Below are 21,941 nucleotides of genomic sequence, written 5' to 3'. Positions count from 1 at the left end.
TATACACTCCTAAACGTTTATCGTCAAATGATTATTTCATAATGCTTACTAACAGGGTAAAATACTTGATAAGAGGTGATTATCTATGGCGATAAATATAAAGTTAGAGGAAACATTGGGCAAAGCAGGAATCACAAAAAATGCCTTGGCTCGTGAAGCAAAAGTTCGACCGAACTTAATCTACGATATGTGCGATGGTAAGACAAAACGCATAGATCTGGAAACATTAAGTCACATTCTCGACACATTAGAAGATCTTACAGGTCAGAGACATAACCTGAGCGATGTTCTGGAATATATCCCACGCAACGCAAAAAACGATCTCTCTTCTGTCTAATGGAGAGAGATCGTTTTTATGGTCTACGTAATAGAGATAACTGCTTATAGCAATAAGTAAATATAATATACCGCAGCTTTTTAAGTATATTTCTGACCTTTTCGGACAGTGTCTTAAAGGAAGCAACAAACTCATGGCAGGCGGCGGTTTTACCGTGCCTGTTCCGGCTGATGGATATTGATTTTCTCGATACACTCGATAGCTTAGGGTAAATAAAAGCCTCTCTTCCAAAGCGGCCGCTGTGGTTATCAGATGAAAAGCGTGGTTGATCACGCTCATGACTATCCTACAGCTTTTCAGCGTATAGGCTCGTAATTTTCTTGCACATCAATGAGAAGGACTGTACTTCATCTTCTGTTAATGCTTCTTCCATTAAATTCATGATTTCATTTCCGAAATCCTCAACACGGTTAAGAAACGCTTTTCCCTCACTAGTAAGTACAATATTATAAGAGCGGCGGTCATTGAGTTGCCTTTCCTGATTTATATACTTTTTCTCCAACAGACGTTTCGTCAATTTAGAAATACCCGATTGTGAAATACCTTTCATTTCAGCGAGTTCTTTTGTTGTTTTAGGACCTTGCTTATTCAAAGTATCCAGTATATAGTATTGTGCCGTTGATACACCTTCTACGCTGAACCGGTTAGAGTACGCTAAAATCATACACTGAAAAGGAACATAACTATCTTCTAAATCTTTTGTTGGCATTGCTTTTCCTCCTATGTGCGCTCAATAAATTCTTCCAGGTAACTTCCTGTAAGTGAATCTCTGCATTTAACTAAATCTTCCGTTAACCCCGTAAATATGATTTCACCACCATTTTGCCCGGCAAAAGGACCTAAGTCGATAATCCAATCAGATTGACAAATAATGTCAAAATTATGTTCGATTACAATAAGGGTTGAATTTTGTTCCACTAGGCGATTCATTACACCAATTAACTGTTTTATATCCGCCATATGCAGGCCAGTTGAAGGTTCGTCCAGGACATAAATTTGCCCGTCATTTTCAAGCTCGGAAGCAAGCTTTATCCTCTGTAATTCCCCGCCTGATAAAGTGTTTAGTGGTTGTCCCAAAGGAATATAAGTGATTCCAACATCTGAAAGCATTTTTAATCCCCTGCTAATTTCTTTTTCCTGAAAAAAGTCCAAAGCTTCGGCTACAGTCATTTTAAGGACTTCACTAATATTTTTGCCTCTTAGCTTGTATTGGAGCACTTCATCGGTAAAACGATCCCCTTGGCATTCCTCGCACACGGTAACAATTGTATCCATAAAAGCTAAGTCTGTGTATGTAACACCCAAGCCTTTACAAACAGGACAAGCCCCTTGCGAATTAAAGCTGAACAGTGAGGCACTAACACCGTTCTTTTTTGCAAATAACTTTCTGATCCTATCAAAGATCCCCATAAAGGTGGCTATATTTGAACGCTTTGACGCTTGTATCCCTTTTTGATCGATGAATATAGTATTAGGATAAAATTGAGGTAATACTTGATTGATAAGCGTACTTTTTCCTGAACCAGCGACACCAGTTACAACGGTCATTACTCCTTTGGGTATTTGAACCGAAATATTTTTCAAATTATGTAATGTTGCATTTTCGATGGAAAGCCAGCCTTTTGGGGTGCGTGTATTGAGTTTAAACTCAGGCTGGTGTGACAAATATTTCCCAGTCAGTGTACCCGATTCCTTTAATCCTTGTAAGTCGCCCTGATATACAATTTCACCACCATAAATTCCCCCACCCGGTCCCATGTCGATTACATGGTCTGCAATCTTTATCAGATCGGGGTCATGTTCCACGATAAGCACGGTGTTGCCTTTGTCCCGCAAAAGTTTCATAAGGTCATTTATTTTGCTTATATCATGGGGATGTAGCCCTATGCTTGGCTCATCGAAAATATAAGTAAGGTCAGTCAGACTACTTCCCAGTTGACAAACCATTTTGATTCTTTGCGACTCCCCACCTGAAAGAGTAGGTGTTTCTCTATTTAAACTTAAATAGCCTAATCCAATCGATACCATCTGCCGCAGCCGATTGACTAACTCTGAAACGATTGTGGTGGTCACCGGAGTATGAATGGCCTCAATAAACTCTAAAAGTTCACTCACCTGCATTTCAGCACATTCAGCGATATTTTTCCCATTCACTTTACAAGATAGGACCTTGTCACTCAGGCGTGTCCCGTTGCAGTGTGAACAAGTCTGTTTGGTAACAAAACGTTCAATTTGTTTACTGTATCTTATCTTTTCTCCTTTTTCTTTTTTTAGAAAACTCCGCTCAATGCGCGGAATCAGCCCCTCATACAACGAGGTTTTGTGCCATTCAGGTGAGGGTTTTTTCACTTTTATACCATCAGCGTAAAGAAGCATTTCCAACTCGGTTTCGGAATAATCCTTAATTTTTTTGTCATTGTCAAAAAAACCTGAATGAATATAGCGTGTTAATCGCCAACCCCCAGGTTCAAAGGTGGGAAAACAGACTGCGCCCTCGTTTAAGGATTTGTTTTTATCTAACAGTCGTTCGATATCAACTGTTTCAACCTTTCCCAAACCTTGACATTGGCTGCACATACCCGCCGGATTATTGAATGAGAACACATCAGAGTACCCTACAAACGGAGTTCCGATTCGTGAAAATAACAGTCGCAATAGAGAATAAATATCTGTAACTGTCCCTACTGTTGACCTTGCGTTACCACCTAACCGTTTTTGATTGATAATAAAAGCGACCGATAAATTTTCAATTGTATCCACATCTGGTTTTCCATAATGCGGCATACGGTGACGAATAAAACTTGTATAGGTTTCATTTAATTGCCGTTGTGATTCTGCCGCTATTGTATCGAATACCAAAGATGATTTCCCTGAGCCGGATACACCCGTAAAAACGGTAATTTCTTTTTTGGAGATCACCACATCTATATTTTTTAGATTTCGTTCCCTCGCTCCTAATACCCGTATACAATTGTCGCTCATTTCATTTACCTTCTTTACAATATAGTTGATTAGGTTGATAGTTGATATGCTCAACTATATTTTATCATTATTTTTATGAATGGCAATGTTGAACTTAGTCAGCAGACACGAAAATCACCAGTAACCAAAGGGCCGATAGTCATAAAAAAAGACGCCGCTTTATTATGCCGACGTCTTTTTCGAACTATTTATTTAAAGTTTACTTATTCATTCAGAGCTTTTTTCAAAGCCTCCAGATTGTTTTTCATCACACCAAGGTAATCCAGGTTCTTCTGTTTGTCTTCATCCGTCAATCCTTCGAGCGGATTCAGTACATCGGTTTTTGAACCGATTTCAGTAGCTACGGTCTCAGCGACCTTCGGATCAACAAGAGTTTCGAAGAAAATCGTTTTAACATTATTTTCTTTAGCAAATTTGATAATACCCGCCAGCTTGTCCGGTGTAGGCTCTTGCTCTGGAGATAATCCGGCAATGGGTACTTGGGTCAGACCATATTGCTTAGCTAAATAACCAAAAGCAGCATGCTGCGTAATAAAGTCTTTACGTTTTACATCTTTCAGACCTGTTTTGAACTCGGTATCCAGCTCTTTCAGCTTGGCGATATAAGCATCAGCGTTTTTCTCATAATCAGCTTTGTTTGCTGGATCGGCTGCTACAAGCCCTGCTTCAATGGACTCCACTTCTTTTTGGGCCAAGACTGGATTAAGCCATACATGAGGGTCCATCACATGATCGTGATCATGGCCTTCCTCTGCATGTGCTTCTTCTCCTTCTTCCTCCTCAGCGGTGCCTTCCATCAGGTTTAACCCTTTGCTCGCTTCAACTACAACACGCTTATTATTGGACGCGCTACTCAAAGCCTGTTCTGCCCAGCCTTCGACGATACCGTTATAAACAAACACGTCAGCATCCTTTACCTGTGCCATATCTTTGGCGCTTGGTTCCCAGTCATGCGGCTCAGCACCAGCAGGAATCAACGCGGTTACGTTAGCATGGTCTCCAGCAACTTGCTTGGTAAATTCATACATTGGATAAAAAGTGGTGACCACATTCAGCTTCTTACCACTGTCTGCTGTTTGCGCCGCATTCGGCTCGGTTTGGGAAGCATTTGTAGCTGTATTATCAGATTTGGCTCCGCAGCCAGATAAAATAAGTGCTAGTCCAGCAGACAATACAAATGATTTTTTGAACCATGTATTCATATTCATTACTCCTTTATCCATTAGATTTTTTAGTTATTCTCACTGTAATTACACTCACTGGCCTGCCGCATTCTGCCGTCGGGAAGCTTGTTGCTTGCCCAGCTTGCGAACCAGCTTTTGTATACCAGCTCCTACAATCAGGAATAATAACAGCACCATGGCAATCGTCCCCCCTGGGGGTGTACTAAGTTCATACGATGCCGTTAAACCCATAAATACGCCGATCAATGCAGTGACCATAGATATCCAGATGGCTGCCGCGAAGCTCGGTGCAATTCGAATCGCCAGCGCTGCAGGGAGCACGATGAGTGAGGAGACAAGCAGCACACCGACAATCGGCATTGCAGCAGCTACAATCATCCCTGTTAAAATACTAAATGCAAATGAGATGGACTTGACAGGAAGACCATTGGTCTTCGCCGTTTCTTCATCAAAAGTAATCTGATACAAAGGACGCCGGAATACAAAAAAGAAAATACCTCCGATGACAGCCACAACGATCATCAACATCAGCTCTGTCTGATTGACAGCTACTACCGAACCAAATAAATAAGCGGAAAATCCTTTGTTGATGCTCTGATTCAGATTCATTAAAATAACGGCTGTCGAGAGGCCACCTACCATAATAATAGCCACAGATATCTCACTATATGTTTTATAAGACCTTCGGACGTATTCAACGATAATCGCGCCGATTACGGCAACAATAAATCCGGTTATCGTCGGGTTAATGCCTAAATAGGCACCCGCTGCCACCCCTGCCAGCGATACATGCGATAGCATGTCCGCCATGAGAGCCTGACGCCGCAGCATCAGGTATACTCCAAGCACCGAGGCCAGCAGTGCAATTACCCCACCGGCACAAAATGCCCGCTGCATGAAGTCGTAGTGCAGCATTTCCATCCGCCATCTTCCTTCCTTTCAAGCTCAATAATTCGATCCAGATAATGTTGTACTTCCGATAGTCCATGGGTCACCATGACCACGGTTCTTCCATATTCCTTAACCTGCTGATTCATCAGATCGTAGAAGTGGTAGCGGCTTTCCTGATCCATGCCGGTCGTGGGCTCATCCAAAATGAGCAAATCCGATTCCTGAGCGAGTGCTCTCGCCACACAAATACGTTGCTTCTGTCCACCGGACAATTCGCCGATTTTACGGTGACGCAAATCCCACATCCCTACCTGACGCAGCGCCTGCTCCGTCAGATCATGATCCTCAGACCGCATACGGCGTAACCAAGAGCCATGAGTATATCTTCCTGAACGGACAAATTCCAAAATCGTACTTGGAAATCCGCCATTGAAGGCGGCAATTTGTTGGGATACAAATCCAACAACGAGCTTTTTGCCTTCACCTGTACGATTAGACATGAACACCTTGCCCTTCCAAGGCTGAAGCAAGCCGAGCAACAGTTTGAGCATGGTTGACTTGGAAGCACCATTCGGTCCGGTAATGGCTACAAATTCTCCCGAAAAAATTTCAACATTGGCATCCACCAAGTTAGGAACATCTCCGTAGCCAAATGTGACCTGTTCCAATGAGGCCAATAACATGACGCAAATCTCCTTTTCCTTTAAAAAGCCTGGAGCCATCTGAGCGATCATCCTTTGCGCAGATTCTCCAGGTCGTTTATGATCATTAAACCATCTACCGTAATTATTACGATTTGGTAATAAAAAAATAAGCGTTTGATAAACGTAACCTTTACGCATTAGCAAGTTTAACAGTTTAGGCAAGGTTCGTCAATGTTTTGGCAACTCTTTTGTTTGTTTACTTCACCTTGTCCGGGTACAAGCCTGCAGCCAAGGTTTTCAACGCGATCGGAGCGCGCACGCCTTCAGCCGCTGCGGATAATGGCAGGACTATAAACCGTTTGTTTTTGATCGCTTCCACACCAGCCAGCGCAGGCTTGCTCAGAAGCAGTTTCTCTTTATCCGCCAGTGAAGTATCTCCATAGTCGAGAATGACAATGACGTCAGGATTACGGTTTACGACCTCTTCCCAGCTTACCTCAGTAAAACTTTTGTCGATATCATCAAAAATATTTTTCGCCTTCACACTTTCAATCAAAGACGTTAGATAATTGTTGGCAGCCGTAAAGGGCTTGTCTTCTCCGCTGTCATAAACAAACACCTTGGGTGCCTGTTCAACAACACCAATTTGAGTCTGAATGGACTGCACTTGTTCACGCATTTCATTTACCAGCTTTTCTGCACGCTCCTCAACCCTAAAAATACGCCCAATATTTAGTATATCCTGATATACATCTTCTAATGTGGGGCCCGGCTTATTTGAGGACGCCTGTACATAGGTCAGCACCCCTTGTTTGGCTAGCTCCTCACGGGAACCCAGATTTTTATCATTAAAAGCACTCTTCCAGCCCCCATAGGCAAAATCCGGTGCAGCGGCCATAAACACCTCTTTGGACGGATATTGTTCGGCCAGTACCGGGATTTTGTCATATTGAGCCTTATATTTTGGCAAAATCTGATCATCCAAATACGCAGTTCCTACCATAGAGGATTCCAGCCCAAGAGCCAGCATAACCTCAGTCGGGTGCTGGTTCAGTGTAACCGCGCGTTTAGGCGCCTCGGGAAATGCCATTTTAACGCCCATGTTCTCAAGCTCTACCGACGTCTCCTTGGTTGCTGATTGGGATGCGGCAGGTTGCTGCCCGCTTGCGGATGGATCGCTTGTTTGGGCCGTGTTTCCTGCTGCACAGGCTGATAACAACAGCATCATTGCCAAAGCGAGCATAACCAGCGGTAACGCGGGCCTGCTATATCTTTTCATATGTACCGTCTCCTCTTTTATTTGTAGTTAATCTTACCTCATCGTATCGCCTTTTCTGTTAACATCATGGATGGCCTCCTCTCCTGAGAGAATCCGGTAAAAAGGTAATATTCGGCTTTCCGGTTTTTGGATGAATGCAGATTTCTGTCTCGACCCCGAATACACTCCACAGCAGGTCTGGCTGAAGCACATCCTCTGTTATGCCGGAGGCTACCACTTTGCCTTCTTTTAATACATACATTCGATCACAATAAAATGCCGCTAAATTCAAATCATGCAGTGCAGCTAGCGTAGTTATCCGAAGTGTTTTGACCAAATCCAGAATTTGCAGCTGATACCGGATGTCCAGATGATTCGTCGGCTCATCCAAAACAAGAAATTTCGCCTGCCCGGCCAAAGCTCTGGCGATCAATACCCGTTGCTTTTCGCCGCCAGACAAGGTGGCAAAGCCCTGATCTGCCTGAGCATTCATGCCTACCCGCTCCAGCGCCTGCTCGACCAGTTCATGATCGACGACAGTATCTGCTTCCAACAGTTTCTTATGCGGATGGCGACCCATCAGGACGATGTCCCGTACTGAGAAATCAAACGTTTGCGGCGCATCCTGACTCACCACTGCCATTTGTCGGGCTGTCTCTTTATACTTCATCCGTAGCATATCCTGGCCATCCAACGTAACCACACCACTGTCAGGCTTTAGCACACGATACATATTTTTGAGCAACGTCGACTTCCCGCTGCCATTCGGACCGATCAATCCGACTAGCTCCCCTGCTTTTACCTGGAGACAGATGCCGTCGATCAGCCGTTTGTCGTGAATACTGAAGGTCACGCATTCGACTTCTATATTCATTTTTCGCCTCCAAACGAGTAGGAACTACGACGCAGCAGCCACACAAAAAAAGGTCCTCCGCACACAGCCGTCACAATACCAATCGGTAGCTCCTGTGGAGCCAGCACAAGCCGGGCACATACATCAGCCCACACGACAAAAATAGCTCCCGCCAACAGGCTGACGGGCAGTACACGCCGATGATCTGATCCCACTACCAGCCTAACGATGTGCGGAATCATTAGTCCGACAAAGCCAATCGAGCCACTAACGGATACGACTGCCCCGGTTAAAAGAGACGCCACCACAACCAGTAATACGCGGAACGCCTGTACGTTCACACCAAGCGTTACTGCGGTCTCTTCACCCGTTAGCAAAGCATTCAGCGACCGGTATCGGGTCAGAAGCACAGCCGTTCCAACGACTACAATAAGGCTTGGAATGAAAAGCGTGTCCCATTGAGCACCTGCCAGACTTCCCATCATCCAATACATCGCGTCACGAATGCCTTTTTCATTCGGGGCCATCGTCACGATAAAGCTAGTCACAGCCGACAGCATCATAGACACCGCCACCCCTGCCAACAATAAGCGGGTCGTCGATATGCTCCCAGCTACACGGGCTAACGCGAACACCATAAGCATTGCAGCTAACGATCCTATAAAAGCAGATAAAGGCAGCGCAAGTCGTCCTAAAAACCCGAAAGCTCCGAACACAATTACCAATGTGGCTGTCACCGAAGCCCCAGACGAGACACCTAAAATATAGGGATCCGCTAACGAATTACGAATTAATGCCTGTATAGTCGCCCCTGTAACAGCTAGTCCTGCTCCTACGATGACACCTAACAACACGCGTGGAAAGCGGATTTCCCAAACGATATATTGCTCAGGCTTGGTCCATGTCACGGGTATCCACTGGTCCAGCCAGGGAAGATGGGACAGTGCAATTCGCCATATCGTCCCCGGTGCGACAGCTACAGGGCCCAGCATGACCGCAAGTGTGACCGAAAGCAACAGCCCAGCAGTCAGCAGCAGAATTGTTGTAAATCCCCAAGTAGGCTTGCCCGCTAGGTGTGCACGAGAATGATGTTGTGATGGATTAGGTCTTGATGGATTAAGGTGACTCGTTCTCGAAGTCATGAATTACTCAATGGCTTTTCGGCCGCTTCCAGCTTTCTCAATTGTTCCTCGATCTCGGAAGCAGAGAAATTCTCACCCATGACAACCGCTACATCGTTCACTGGCTTTTGCGGGCGGATCGGAATGATTTCCAGCTCCCGATAGGCAAATTGAAACATCATCTGACCCTCTGATTCCAGAAACCGCACAATTCCTTTGGCCCGATAAATTTCAGCTGGCAAACTGCGGAACAACTGTTCAAACTCGTAGCGTGGCACAGGTTGTCCAAAAAAATGCGTGTGAACAACTACATGGTCGTAGGAATGATAATGCTCCCCATGTTCGTGTTCGTGGTCGTGGTCATGGTCATGGTCGTGATCATGGTGATCATGAGACTGATGATCTGTATGGTCATCATGGTCATACGTGTGCAGATGATTTTCCGAATGAGGATGTTCACTCTCAATATCAACTGCGGATTCCTTATGTCGCGAAACATCCATACGCTCCTGTCCTTGAGTGGAGAAAAAAATTCCAGCGTCCACGTCACTTCGTTGCGTGCTCACAGTCAAAGCATATGGATTTAACTCTTTTACGAGGGCCTGTACTTTCTGTAACTCGCCCGCAGCCAATAAATCGGTCTTGTTAATAATCAGTTTGGAAGCGCATCGAAGCTGATCCTGCATCAAACGAAGCGATTTGCTTCTCTCGTTCCCCGAGGCAAAATCCAAAAATTGACGCGCGTCTATGACCGTGATAATGGATTGTAATATCATAGTAGAATAAATGGAGGCGTCTGTCACTGCATCTACAATCTCCATCGGGTTAGCCACTCCGGTACATTCTACAATAATCACGTCCGGCTTATATTCCTCAGCAAGATTCATGAGCTCGACGCCCAAGTCCCCGCGAATGGTACAGCATATACAGCCACTGAGCATTTCCTTCATGGGTGCTTGTCCATTCACCAAACTACCGTCCAGATTAACATCACCCAACTCATTCATCAAAATGGCTGGCTTGAGACCCTTTTCCTTGTAGTAAGCCAGCGCATGCTGAAGAAGAGTGGTTTTACCGCTACCCAAAAAACCGGATAAAACAACAATCGGTATCATATAACCCCTCCTTGTCTTTGCAACATTTAATATGGATCGTACCTTAAAAATTTCCTTCTTGCAATCATTTATCGGATTTTAATCGTAATAATTACTATTAATGAGTATAAATATATATGAGCATGCTCAGATTTGTCAATATAGGGAGGTGATTCACACACAATCCGGCGGGCATGATTGTCCCCTTACAGGCATAGGCTGTAGATAAGAACCCTTATTCCCAAGGAGACGTGGAATGAAAAACAGTACGCTGTTGAAGATGCTGCCTTTTATGATTCCGTTTGCCTTTCTCATCCCTGTGCTTGTCACGCTATCTCCCCAGTGGCTTCGTTTGTTAGATGTGGGGCAGCTGCAGCCATTAAAAACGGTATTTATGGGTATTTTTCTGGAAGCTGTTCCGTTTCTCCTGATCGGTGTGCTCGTCTCATCCCTTTTGCAGTGGCTTGTACCGGAGACATGGATTCGCAAAATAGCGCCTGCACATCCTGTACCGGGTGTCCTGCTGGCCTCCTTACTAGGTATACTGTTTCCCATCTGTGAATGCGGCATGATCCCTGTCGTTCGCCAATTAATGCTCAAGGGAATGCCTGCCTATATGGGTATCACTTTTATTTTAAGCGGGCCCATTATCAATCCCGTGGTACTGGCTGCGACGATGATGGCTTTCCCTTCCCATCCCGAGGTCACTGCCGTTCGAACGGGTTTGGCTTTTACCGTTTCCGCGATCATCGGACTGATCGTGTATGCCTTTGTGCGAGTACATCCGCTCAAACGGTCGTTACTCTCTTTTAACCAGCAAAAGCAGAACAATCAGACTCATCGGCATAATCGCACATGGCGGGGATTTTTTGTACATGCTGGGGACGAGTTTTTGGACATGAGTAAATATCTCATTATCGGCGCATTATTGACAGCCTGCATCCAAACCTTCATCCCACGTAATGAGATGCTTTCGTTAAGCAACGGAACGGTCGGATCGTACGCCTTTATGATGGGTTTTGCCTACATACTGTCGCTGTGTTCCACCTCTGATGCCTTTGTAGCGACTGCTTTTTCACATACCTTTACACTGGGTCCACTGGCGGCCTTTCTTGTACTTGGTCCGATGCTAGATTTCAAAGGCACGCTCATGCTACTAAGCACCTTCCGCACCAAATTTGTCGCCATCCTGGCCTTGCTCATTGTTTCACTTGTTCTAGTGGGTTCTATAGCTGCTGAATGGTTATTGGGGAGGTGAATACAAACGTGAATTCAACCTTTAGCATCCGCTGGCAATATGGCATGCGCTCCTTGCTCATGATCGGATTGGCTGTATACATTATCTCATTAAGCCGCACGAATGCACTTCATTACTACCTAGCTCCCCATATGCAAAAGCTACTCCTACTCTGTCCTGTACCACTTTTGTTCATCGCATTGGCGATGGCATGGCACGGAATCGTTGGGGGGCGGGACGGTGAGGATGTATGTGATTGTGAGCACCCGTTGCCGCAAAGCTGGTTCAAAAAAACACTCGTATATGGAATGCTGCTCATTCCGCTCCTATTCGGTTCTTTGCTGCCCAATCAGGCACTTGGTAGTGATATGGCCGCCAAAAAAGGCATGTCCTTCACGTATCCCAACCCGGACATCCGACGGAAAACAGATACACAGACCACGAAAGCATCCACCTCCTCCCTTTTATCAACTGCATCTTCTGTCCCCACTTCGCCCCCTCCAGAGGGGAAATGGAGTCAGGAAACGCTGGATAAGCTGTTCGTTCCGCCTGATAAGTACAATGTGGAATTCGCCGAACTGGCGAAACGCCTGTATCAGCAACCTATCATACAGATCAAGCCAGAGATTTTTTCCGAAACTATTGGAGCCATTGAATTATATAAACAAGCTTTTGAAGGAAAAAAAGTACAGGTGACTGGCTTTGTGTATAAAGACGACAATCTGCCGGGTAAAGGGCTTTTTGCAGTAGGAAGATTCCTCGTCATGTGCTGTACTGCCGATGCCATGCCCTTCGGGATCATCGTCCAATCCCAGAAAGCCCCGTCCTTTGACAAGGATACCTGGGTGACCATTGAAGGAACACTGCATACCGCACAAAAGGGAAACGCTCCCGTACTTGAAATTCGATCCGAAAAAATAACCGCTGTCGAGCAGCCAGAATCCCCTTATGTCTATACCCAAGCAGACTCGGTAGCTACCTTTGATCGCTTGAACACAACACACTAACCCCGCCAAGGAGGAAAAATGATGAACAAAGTTCCTGTTATTTTAATCAGTGGTTTTCTTGGAAGCGGCAAAACAACACTGCTTTTGCGCCTGTTAGCCCATACCCGCCAAATTCCCCTTCGTGCTGTTGTTTTAATGAACGAAATGGGTGAATATAATGTAGACAGCGCTATAATTTCAGAGGAAATGCCTGACGTAACAGTAGAAGGATTGCTAGAAGGCTGCATTTGTTGCAGCAAAAGAAATGAACTGGCAGGGGCTTTGCATACCCTGCTCAGCCAGGAGCCAGATCTGATCTTCATGGAGACCACCGGGGTAGCCAACCCCGAACAAGTACTGGAGGAGCTTCGCTCCCCTCTACTGGCAGATCAGCTTTATCTGGTTCACAGCATCAGTGTTGTGGATGCTGAGCTGTTCCATGAATACAATAGCCGTTTTACGGCTGATAAAGAACTGGTTCGCACCCTGCACGGACAACTGCGCACCGCAGACTTCATTGTGGTGAACAAGACGGATGCAGCAAGCAGCCGTGAAGTGACGAAGGTCGTCAAAAGCATCCGCAAGCTCAACGATACGGCCAAGCTGCAAACTACTGAATATAGCCGGGTTGACCTTGAACCACTGCTAGAGCCTGTTCTGGCCTCCACATCCGTTGCCGCGAAACCTGTACAGACACCTCAACCAGCACCTGCACAGGTCCAGCCCACTGATGCAGATGCACTGTCTGTCCCCATTCCCGTCAAAAGTTCCGGACGACCCAGTATTACCTCTATAAGTACGCCGTTCAAAGTTATTTCTGCACACAGTCATAGCCACAGCCACGATCCCAACCAGACCCACTCGTTTTCCCATTTGGAGAGCTTAACGCTGCATCAATATTCTCCTCAGCCACTCGAAAAACAACGATTGGAGCGCTTTCTGACAGGGCTAGGCTCCTCTCTGCTTCGAGCGAAAGGTTATTGCGTGCTTCCTCAGGAAGGGACAATGCTTTTGCAATTTTCAGGAAATCACTTGGAGTGGCAGCCTACTGCACTTCCCGTGAGTCAGGGATATGTCACGCTCATTGGGGAGCAGCTCGACAAAGCATCCATTACCGACCAATGGGAACAGTGCTTCATTTCGCTATAAATAACAGGTCTAAATTAAGACAAAAAAACCTCCTGCAGATGCAGGAGGTTTTTTAAAAAGCGATGTTCACAGATTATAAGCATAATCCATGAACACAACGCTCGACTGTTCTTACTTAAGGTTATATTTTTTGTTAAAGCGATCCACACGGCCACCGATATCCACGTTTCTTTGTTTACCAGTGAAGAACGGGTGGGAAGCGGAGCTAGTATCTACACGGATAACTGGGTATGTGTTACCATCTTCCCATTCCATCGTTTCTTGCGAATATTTAGTGGAAGCACTCAGGAAAGTAAATCCACAGCTAGGGTCCAAAAAGATAACTTTGTTCAATGTTGGATGAATATCTTTTTTCATTAGTTTCACCTAATCTTTCATGTAGTTTTAGTTTCAACCTCAAACGTACTGGCGCAATACTCCATCAGTTGGCAAAAGGAACGGTTATGTCCCAGAAAAAAAGACGACAGACCTTAACGGTTGGCGCTCAAGCTCGTAAACGACAAGCAAACGATGCCGCATATATCGCATCGCCCATTGCACGAACGCTCCGGATCTTTCGTCAGCCTTCATCGTTATATAAGCATATAGTGAATGGTCCTCCGGCTCGTCCCAAATGCTGACACCAGCACAGGAGAAGTCGGTAGCCACGTGCTTTCGATTCAAAAGGCAAAGCGTGCCATGTAGCTCAGCATCTATCATACAGCCGTGAAAAAAAGCCGTTCTCTTAGATGCAAGCTTTAACTTTAGACGCTCTGTCCACTGGACTAATTCAAGTTTTCGCCGGTTCCATAACGCAGGCTTTTGCAAACTTAACAGGCTTCGCTCAGGAAGCAGGATAATTCAGGTTGCTATACAGCAGGCCTCAAATTATCTAGTTTCACGATGGATCGTGTACTTTTTCAGACGCGGAGAGTATTTTTTCATTTCAAGACGGTCCGGATGATTTCTTTTGTTCTTAGTTGTTGTATAGTTGCGGTCACCGGATTCGGTGCATGCCAAGGTAACAATTACGCGCATTTCTCTTCCTCCTTAATTGGAATACATGGTATACAATTACAATAGTAATTTTTACGATTAGTTTTATTCTATAATTCATGCTCCGCTTTGTCAACCTTAGAGTCACGGTTTATCGCTTCTTCTACCGTGTTCCAGCGATTACGGTACTGTGCAAGCTTCGGATGAAGTTGTAGTGGTTCGCTCGAAAGCACCAATCTGACATTTCTAATCCATTCTCCAAACGATGCATAGGAAGCGCACAAATTTGCCATTTCAGGACTCATGTACAAAAAAAGTGGGGTCGTATACTTTTCCGCCAAAAAACGAATAGCTGCTTCAATCGGCGTATACTTTTTACGCTTACCTTCCCAGCTCTCAATGACAACAGCACTCAAAGCCTGCTCCCGCTGCCACTCTCCCAGCTCGTCCACCCGCTTGTAATACGAACGTACCGGCTGCTTCCACATTCTTCTGACGGTTTCTTCATGCAGCGGATACAGCACCAGCTTTGTAAAAGATAATGCAGCCCCCGTTTCGGCAAAAAGCTCCAGCTCTCTGGCTGTAATCTGCTCGAACGTATCATAGTAGACCATGGTCCCTTTATGCATCTCGATCGGAGGCTCATAACCATAGGGTACATATTGAAGGTTTCTTGTCATGCCGGACACTCCGTCCTTCCATAGATGAACTTTTCCTTCTATATTATACCCTTGTTTTGGCATGAGGTTACATCAAATGTTTATCCTTGTTCAACAGCAGGCGTATTACCGCGTGGACCCCTTCGGAATTGCAACGCATAAAGTCCCATCGTCACAAGCGCAATCAGTGCAAGCACCGTAAAAATATTGCTAAAGTTGAACACCTGCACATTAGATACGACAGGATTCAGATGAAAGGACGACGAACTATCTAGCGTTTTGCCCAAGATACTTGTCGTAATCGCTCCGGCAATGAAATTCAGCAGAGATAGCAGCCCCATTCCAACACCAATCTGGTCTTTCGACAAGGTACGAGAAATCGTGTTGGACATGGCAATTTGCATGAAGGTCTGACCTACGTTTCCGAAAATAAGCAAAAACAAAATCAGATACGGAGACGCACCCACAAACGTAGACAAGCTGATAAAACAAATAAACAAAAGCGATACAGCTGTATAGACGAGAAACGAATTTCCTTTGCTATCCGCCAAACGCCCCCCTCTTTTACCCAATAGAGCCGAAGCAATAGCAGCCGGAAACATAACCAGTCCAATTATTGCGGGCGTAAGCTGATTGAGACTGTTCAGAAACTGCGGTGCCAAGTACGGCAATCCAAAGCTAATCCCCGTCCCTAAAAAAGCGATAAGGAGCCCGTATGAATATTGTTTGTTACGGAACAGCTTCGGCTGGATGAATGGGTCATGTGCAGTGTTAATGCGCCATATAAACAGTGCAAACAGCACCATACCGACCAGAAAAAACATCATATTGGTTTGCGAAATCGAAAGTAATAAGAAGGCTACTGTTCCACCCAGCAATAATCCACCAAGAAAATCGAACTTCTGATCCTCTCCACGCTGATCGTCCAAATATTTACGAAAGAACGGCAATGCGATCAGTGGCAGCATGGAAATGACGAACAAAAAACGCCAGCTTGCAAAGCCTGTGATCAAACCGGAAATAATCGGAGCCAGTGCAGTACCTAACGCCAAGCCGATTGCTGTGACGCCCAAAGCACGTCCTCTTTTTTCAGCCGAGAAATAACGGACTGGGACGATCATAGCAGTGGCCGGAATAACAGCAGCCCCTGCAGCCTGAAGCAAACGAGCTACAATGAGCATCCAAAATTGATTGGCCAACAGTCCAATAAGCGAACCCAGTGCAAAAAAGATAATCCCAAACGTCAGCAAATCCTTAAGACGATATTTATCTGCCAATTTGCCGTAGGTCACCGAGCCAACCGCATACACGATCATATAGCCAGTCAGCAACCAACTTACATCGGAAGCACTAATATGAAACTCCTCTCGAATCACAGGCATAACGACATTAAACATAAAAGCGTTCATCACTGAAAAAACAAGTGTGAAAGCTAGCACACGCATAAGCTTATCCGCATTCGGATAAGTTTGTTCATTTATCATTTGGTTGTCTCCCTCTCCTGTAAACCTCTTATCTAAGATCGTAATTCACTGCTTTTGAATACCCCTATCCGGGTAAAATCTCTATATATTCGCTCATGCACGGGCGTCCGCAGGGTGGTAGTCGCGGAGAATTTTTTTAAGCAGGCCGCGCAGCGTCTCCGATTCTCCGACAGATAACGTTTCCCCTACCGAGCTTTTAATTGCCTCAATAGTACGTTCAGCTACCTTGTGAATCTTCAAGCCTTCCTCAGTCAAATAGATTTGCTTCATGCGTGCATCTTCCGGGTGACTTTTGCGTACTGCCCAGTTTTTCTTAACGATCCCGTTAACCAGGCTAGTAACGCTTGATTTATCAATAAGCAATAGCTTTTCCAAATCCGTATTGGTGACTCCAGGCGACATCGCCAGTATATAGAGCGTCTGCGATTGTGGGGAGGTGAGCCCCAAAGGGCGCAGTGCTATTTCAATTTCGCGCCGGACGGTAGTGAAAATCCATTTAATTAAATACATCGTGCTCTCTTCCTCCCAAGGAAGACAAACGGGATACACCTCGCTTCCCATCTCACTACGAACCTCCATATCTATCTAATTTTAATAGTTTGAATTCCAACTAATTTTAATCAGCTGTCTACTTAGTGTCAATACTTTCGTAACATGATGCTTTATTAGATAGGGTTAATTTTGAATTACAAATTCATCCTTTATGGAAATATAGGCACAATAAAAGACGAGTCCTTTGAAGGAAACCCGTCTTTTACTTCATTCATCATTCATTTCTGTTTTATAGTTGCTTAGTCCGCAGTTTTCACTTGAACTAGCGGATATTCTTCTCCATCAACGGTAACCGTGCTAGCATCATTCAGTTCCAACCGCTGCCAAAGGGTCAATAGCGTACGATAAGGATACTTCTTCAGATCATACTCCGATGGTGTGTCAGTGTCTGTGTCTGTATTTGCTCCATTGCCACTACCCTCAGTAGTAATCTCCGAAGTCAAGCCTCCGTCCGTGTTGCCAGTCACTGCTCCAGATTGATCACCACTTTTTCCACTGGATGTACCCCCACGAGCTGTGGAACCATTGTCCGTGGATTGTCCATCTGCTGTCGTGCTTTTTGTAGTGGCGCTCCCAGTGTTTACATCACCGGATGGATCATTGTTCGCCTTACTGGCTGCTTCCTTGTCGTTCTGTTCAGCAAGTGTAAAATTTTCGTATAAGTGCTCCTGCTGATCCGCACCGACAATGACGAGCTTCTTCGGCTTAAATTCTGCCTGCTCTGTCGATGTCTGAAACGCAAACAACAGCTTGACCATTTTCGTAGTGGACTTGGTATTAGGCACATGTGTCACTATCGCCGTAGGCTCCTTTTTTACGGGCACTGTAGGCTCTACAGGCTGTTGTTGTACAGGCTTCGGAGTGGCAACAGGCGCAGGTGTGTCAGCAGATCCGATCACCCCGGTTGCTTTCAGGCCGCCTAGCGTACCTGCAATGACAATCAGCACGATCCCGGAAATCACCCCACCTTTACGGAAACGACGAAGCGTTTTGACCAGAGGCGTGTCCGTCTCACGCTTTGCTGCCAAATAGAAATTTTTAAAGGCAGGCTTCGCAGGTTCAAAATATTGACGCCACAGCGTTTTTTTATGCAGTCCCTCTCGTCCTTCCTTTTGGAAGAATAGAAGTAGCGCACGTCTGTAGGATGGTTCAAAACCGCCGCGTGGAGTAGCAAACTCAGGGTGTTCCTCCGACCATCGGATAAAGCGGTACATCGTATCGTTATCCTTTGCCCATTTGCGAATCGAACTGACCAGGCGAGCGAAATCCAATATTCCCTCTCCCGGCCCGTCAGAACGATAAAAGGCAGGCAACAGACGGGCAAAATGGCCTTCCGCAAGCTGCTGGGGCAGCCAGCTGTAAGCCCAATCCTGTACCTTTTCTACTTCGCCGGGCTCCAGACCGTCCAGCACCGACGGTTCCGGGTCCTCCGTGTTAAACCAATCATAAGCCGCAACTAATCGCACAGCTTGTCCCTTAAGAGGAGCAGGCAGCTTTCCAACCCACTGCACCAAATCAGGCCGTGTGAAAAAAGGAATCTGTACGACCTGATCGGGTGATATTTCCTTTAGCTCTACTTCGGTAAGTAAATACCGATCCGACGCTTCCTGCAAGCGTTCTGTCAATCCAGATTGCTCCAGCGGGGACAGTTTGCCTACGGCAGAGTTGCTGTCCCATTGACGCAAGCGTTGGTGAATGGCAGCCACAGCCTCTACTGGTTTTCTTTCCGCACGCAGTCGACCCATCAGTGCAGATTCTGCCAAAAGCTGAAAATCGGCATTCGCCGACACTTCGATATACCTACTGCCCCATTCGTGCACAACAGCCAGCAGCCCCTTGGCATCCGGTGTTCTTTTCATCTGACTGTCCATGTAGGGAATGAACAGCATTTTTGTCAGTGCCGGATTACCCAACACTTTCGTAAAATATGCCTTGCCTAATGATGGATTCTCTTCAATTGTATGATAAATATACGTGACTGCTTCCGTATTTCTGGCAGTATAAGCATTGTTTAGCGAACGGATTAAATATTCCACCAACCGATTTTCGCTGCTGCGTGCATGAACTTTATAATAGTCCTTGAAACTATCTACCAGGCCTACATCCGGAATATATCCATCCTTCACCCGATCAAATTCATGATCAAAGAACGACAGAAACAGATCATTCAGCCTCATTTTACGTGGCAGCGCATCGGGTGGCGATAAATAATCAGTCAGGCTTCGTAACACAGTGATTCGTTGTTCGTTGTATAATGCCCGCTCTCCCTGCTCAATTCTGTACAACGTAATTAGCTCATGATAGCTGGATGGCGTCAAATCACGCCCAGCCTCCATACCTGTCAGCATTTGCTCGGCAAATTTGAAGAAATCGTCCGGCGTCTCACCATTCAACAACGTACGGACGATCCAGTCAAAATACGGCTGTCTCACCTGCTCTGCATCCACATTAAGTATTCGACTATGATTAGACAGGTCAAATACAAAGTCCTTTTCTACATTCCGATCACCGGGACGCAAACTAAAAGGCTCAACAAACATCAAGTGAATGCCTTTTCTGCTGTTTGGTTCCTGTGCATATGTAAGAAATCCGAGTCTGTTGCGAAATGCATAAGGCAGTGCTGCATATAACACAACAAGCAGTTGCTTGGCTGAAGATCCGACCGCTTCTACAGGAACATTCAGCGCTACGTATACCTTTTTGCGACCCGCTGCGGACATCATGACTGCGTATAAAAGCTGTTTGAACACTTCTTCGCTCAGCTGCAATTGAGCCAGCACTGTAGACGGGTCAACAGCCGGAAATACACTTCCACCTGGTAGGCGCTCCAATTCCGGCAAATCCGTTCCCTGCTCAATATCATAAGTATCAACAAAGGAGGTGTTCAGCCACTGCTTATAGTCAGACGGAGATTCACCATGTCCGGCTGGAATCACATAGTTGTGCGTGAAAAGGGCGCTTCGTAGCCCAGTAAAATCCGCAGCCTTATAAATACTGCGGCCAAGTACTACATCCCCGGACTCCGTCCGTACCAGATGTATGGCTTCCGGATAGACACTTTCCTGTTTCTCGCCGCGCGCCGTCAAAGCAGCAGGCGCATCATATACACATAAGGGATGCAGCACCTTTTTAATAAAAGAAGCATCCAATCCTTTGGAATTAGCCACTGTATCGAAGCCTTCCGTAGAACGGAAAATACCACGCCGTTCCCGTGTGTACATCTGCTGTTGTATCAAATGAGAGGTAGCATAACTCACTGTGATTCTCTCCCCTCAATGTACTTCAACTTATAAAGCAGCCAAATAAATGGCTCATCCACACGGATCGGACTAACCAACCCTTGCAGCTTTTGCTCAACCGGATTGCTACCCAGCGCGGAAACCGCGAAATAGGCCGTATCCGTAAAATATACATCCATCGTGCCCTTGAACGGTTTATCCACCTTTTCGATGAAGCGCCGAACTTCGCCATCAATGTTCGCAAACTCATCCAAATCCATATATTTGCGATGCTCCATCGGATTAAAAATATTGCTGTTCGTCTTGATGTATGTGCCTTCTTCATCTGCCAACGCAGTAAGCATATCACTTTTGGTCAGGACGACAGCGGTCGGAATGTCCGTTTTCCCTTTTTCCTGATAGGCAATAAAATCACCGAACATCGTAAGTACAACGTCACGCGGTTCATCATATTGTGAGACCCACTCACCCGGCTTATCGCCAAGGTTAATCTTAATGCGCTCCCGAATAGAGCGGATTTGTAGTGGATCGACCATAAAGAGAATACCTGCAGAATTCTTAATATGCTGTCCATGCAGTCCCAGATAGTCCTGATCTACCATTCCCTCACCGGCGACATCAAAAAACACTAGCGTCAGTGGCGGCTTTTCCTCATCCTTAAATACGAACTGGAAGATAAAAGGCTCCTGCATCTTTTCTTTTTGTGTCGATGTAAGCAGATCGCCTCTTTCAAATAAGGGTTCCTCATACATAGTGCGGAACTTTCGGCTGATCTCTGCATTGAGTGGCATGCAAGCCGCGTCAAAATGATCGGCCGTAACATGTTGCAGCGTGTGAATCAGGGAGGTCATATAAACAGATTTCCCTGCCTGCGAAGCTCCAATAATCGAAATGATATTGCTAGGCACCTTACCCGCAGTCACGGGCAACTCGTTATGGCAGTGCGGGCACAGTCGGTGACGCGTCAGCTCGCCATAACGGTCGGTCAGTCCTGTCAGTACATGATCAGAATACAATCGATGTTCCTCAGGAACATCAAGGGGATGTAAAATCGCCTCCATATCATGCACACTGTCCAAGCCAAAACGCTCCCGATATTTGTTCAACAGCTCATCTTCACCCAAAGCGTAGTCCTCGTCATCTTCACGGTGATGAGAAGCACGGAATACTACTTCCTCCGGGGAGAATTTACTAAAGCAATAAGGGCACACAATATCATAAAATAACGGCCTTGGCGCTGCCTGTGGCTTTCTTCTGAATAAATTGCTAAGAAAACTCATCGGTTGCGGCCTCCTT

General features: G+C 45.7%; 21 protein-coding genes. 4 read left to right on the top strand and 17 right to left on the bottom strand.

The features are described 5' to 3' along the window. Positions 1-85 precede the first annotated feature (85 nt). Positions 86-337, top strand: a complete 252-nt coding sequence (locus JOD82_RS08100; protein WP_039273332.1) for a helix-turn-helix domain-containing protein — start codon at positions 86-88, stop codon at positions 335-337. Positions 338-623: 286 nt separating this feature from the next. Here JOD82_RS08100 and JOD82_RS08095 read toward each other — a convergent pair whose 3' ends face one another. The 9 genes from JOD82_RS08095 to JOD82_RS08055 form a co-directional block, all read right to left on the bottom strand. After that, positions 624-1,046 (bottom strand): MarR family winged helix-turn-helix transcriptional regulator, encoded by a 423-nt coding sequence (locus tag JOD82_RS08095; protein WP_061831374.1) that lies wholly within the window; start codon positions 1,044-1,046, stop codon positions 624-626. Between the two features lie 11 nt (positions 1,047-1,057). Further along, entirely contained in the window at positions 1,058-3,319 is a 2,262-nt protein-coding gene (locus JOD82_RS08090) for an ATP-binding cassette domain-containing protein (RefSeq protein WP_209948103.1), read from the bottom strand. A 203-nt stretch (positions 3,320-3,522) separates the two neighbouring features. Further along, the gene (locus JOD82_RS08085) at positions 3,523-4,521 is read right to left on the bottom strand and encodes a metal ABC transporter substrate-binding protein (protein WP_209948101.1); all 999 of its coding nucleotides are present in this window, start codon (positions 4,519-4,521) and stop codon (positions 3,523-3,525) included. 54 nt (positions 4,522-4,575) lie between these two features. Continuing rightward, positions 4,576-5,424, bottom strand: coding sequence for a metal ABC transporter permease (locus tag JOD82_RS08080; protein WP_029519163.1), 849 nt, complete (start codon positions 5,422-5,424; stop codon positions 4,576-4,578). Continuing rightward, entirely contained in the window at positions 5,370-6,077 is a 708-nt protein-coding gene (locus JOD82_RS08075) for a metal ABC transporter ATP-binding protein (RefSeq protein WP_039273487.1), read from the bottom strand. Before JOD82_RS08075 ends, JOD82_RS08080 begins: the two co-directional genes overlap by 55 nt. 217 nt (positions 6,078-6,294) lie before the next feature. Next, entirely contained in the window at positions 6,295-7,317 is a 1,023-nt protein-coding gene (locus JOD82_RS08070; protein ID WP_209948100.1) for an ABC transporter substrate-binding protein, read from the bottom strand. Between the two features lie 64 nt (positions 7,318-7,381). Next, entirely contained in the window at positions 7,382-8,170 is a 789-nt protein-coding gene (locus JOD82_RS08065; RefSeq protein ID WP_029519160.1) for an ABC transporter ATP-binding protein, read from the bottom strand. Beyond that, positions 8,167-9,291 (bottom strand): FecCD family ABC transporter permease, encoded by a 1,125-nt coding sequence (locus JOD82_RS08060; protein WP_029519159.1) that lies wholly within the window; start codon positions 9,289-9,291, stop codon positions 8,167-8,169. Before JOD82_RS08060 ends, JOD82_RS08065 begins: the two co-directional genes overlap by 4 nt. Then, positions 9,288-10,385, bottom strand: a complete 1,098-nt coding sequence (locus JOD82_RS08055) for a CobW family GTP-binding protein (RefSeq protein ID WP_209948098.1) — start codon at positions 10,383-10,385, stop codon at positions 9,288-9,290. The genes JOD82_RS08060 and JOD82_RS08055 overlap by 4 nt, the downstream gene beginning before the upstream one ends. 235 nt (positions 10,386-10,620) lie before the next feature. Between JOD82_RS08055 and JOD82_RS08050 the strand changes: the two genes are divergently transcribed. From JOD82_RS08050 to JOD82_RS08040, 3 genes are read left to right on the top strand one after another with little or no spacing between them, the layout of a single operon-like run. After that, positions 10,621-11,622, top strand: a complete 1,002-nt coding sequence (locus tag JOD82_RS08050) for a permease (protein ID WP_209948096.1) — start codon at positions 10,621-10,623, stop codon at positions 11,620-11,622. An 8-nt stretch (positions 11,623-11,630) separates the two neighbouring features. Next, a complete protein-coding gene (locus tag JOD82_RS08045) occupies positions 11,631-12,608 on the top strand; it encodes a TIGR03943 family putative permease subunit (protein ID WP_209948094.1) in 978 nt (325 codons plus the stop codon). 18 nt (positions 12,609-12,626) lie between these two features. Next, positions 12,627-13,736 carry a CobW family GTP-binding protein gene (locus JOD82_RS08040; RefSeq protein ID WP_049817075.1) on the top strand — a complete coding sequence of 370 codons (1,110 nt, stop codon included), beginning with the start codon at positions 12,627-12,629 and terminating at the stop codon, positions 13,734-13,736. Positions 13,737-13,847: 111 nt separating this feature from the next. Here JOD82_RS08040 and JOD82_RS08035 read toward each other — a convergent pair whose 3' ends face one another. The 8 genes from JOD82_RS08035 to JOD82_RS08000 all read right to left on the bottom strand — a co-directional run bounded on the left by JOD82_RS08035 (position 13,848) and on the right by JOD82_RS08000 (position 21,925). Beyond that, on the bottom strand, positions 13,848-14,093 hold the full coding sequence (locus JOD82_RS08035) for a type B 50S ribosomal protein L31 (RefSeq protein WP_013310118.1): 246 nt from the start codon (positions 14,091-14,093) through the stop codon (positions 13,848-13,850). 84 nt (positions 14,094-14,177) lie between these two features. Continuing rightward, complete coding sequence (locus tag JOD82_RS29055) at positions 14,178-14,399, bottom strand: hypothetical protein (RefSeq protein ID WP_238437774.1); 222 nt, start codon at positions 14,397-14,399, stop codon at positions 14,178-14,180. Between the two features lie 204 nt (positions 14,400-14,603). Beyond that, positions 14,604-14,753 (bottom strand): 50S ribosomal protein L33, encoded by a 150-nt coding sequence (gene rpmG, locus JOD82_RS08025; RefSeq protein ID WP_013310116.1) that lies wholly within the window; start codon positions 14,751-14,753, stop codon positions 14,604-14,606. Positions 14,754-14,821: 68 nt separating this feature from the next. Continuing rightward, positions 14,822-15,391 carry a hypothetical protein gene (locus JOD82_RS08020; RefSeq protein ID WP_069010193.1) on the bottom strand — a complete coding sequence of 190 codons (570 nt, stop codon included), beginning with the start codon at positions 15,389-15,391 and terminating at the stop codon, positions 14,822-14,824. Positions 15,392-15,471: 80 nt separating this feature from the next. Continuing rightward, positions 15,472-16,854, bottom strand: a complete 1,383-nt coding sequence (locus tag JOD82_RS08015) for an MFS transporter (protein ID WP_069010194.1) — start codon at positions 16,852-16,854, stop codon at positions 15,472-15,474. Positions 16,855-16,947: 93 nt separating this feature from the next. After that, the gene (locus tag JOD82_RS08010) at positions 16,948-17,415 is read right to left on the bottom strand and encodes a MarR family winged helix-turn-helix transcriptional regulator (protein ID WP_029519152.1); all 468 of its coding nucleotides are present in this window, start codon (positions 17,413-17,415) and stop codon (positions 16,948-16,950) included. 230 nt (positions 17,416-17,645) lie between these two features. Next, positions 17,646-20,663 (bottom strand): GAP1-N2 domain-containing protein, encoded by a 3,018-nt coding sequence (locus JOD82_RS08005; protein WP_209948093.1) that lies wholly within the window; start codon positions 20,661-20,663, stop codon positions 17,646-17,648. After that, the gene (locus JOD82_RS08000) at positions 20,660-21,925 is read right to left on the bottom strand and encodes a TRAFAC clade GTPase domain-containing protein (RefSeq protein ID WP_029519150.1); all 1,266 of its coding nucleotides are present in this window, start codon (positions 21,923-21,925) and stop codon (positions 20,660-20,662) included. Before JOD82_RS08000 ends, JOD82_RS08005 begins: the two co-directional genes overlap by 4 nt. Positions 21,926-21,941: the final 16 nt, after the last annotated feature.

It is taken from the genome of Paenibacillus sp. 1182 (assembly GCF_017833915.1).
In the GTDB taxonomy this organism is placed as follows: Bacteria; Bacillota; Bacilli; order Paenibacillales; family Paenibacillaceae; genus Paenibacillus; species Paenibacillus polymyxa_D.
This window is presented reverse-complemented; position numbering and strand designations above follow the sequence as displayed.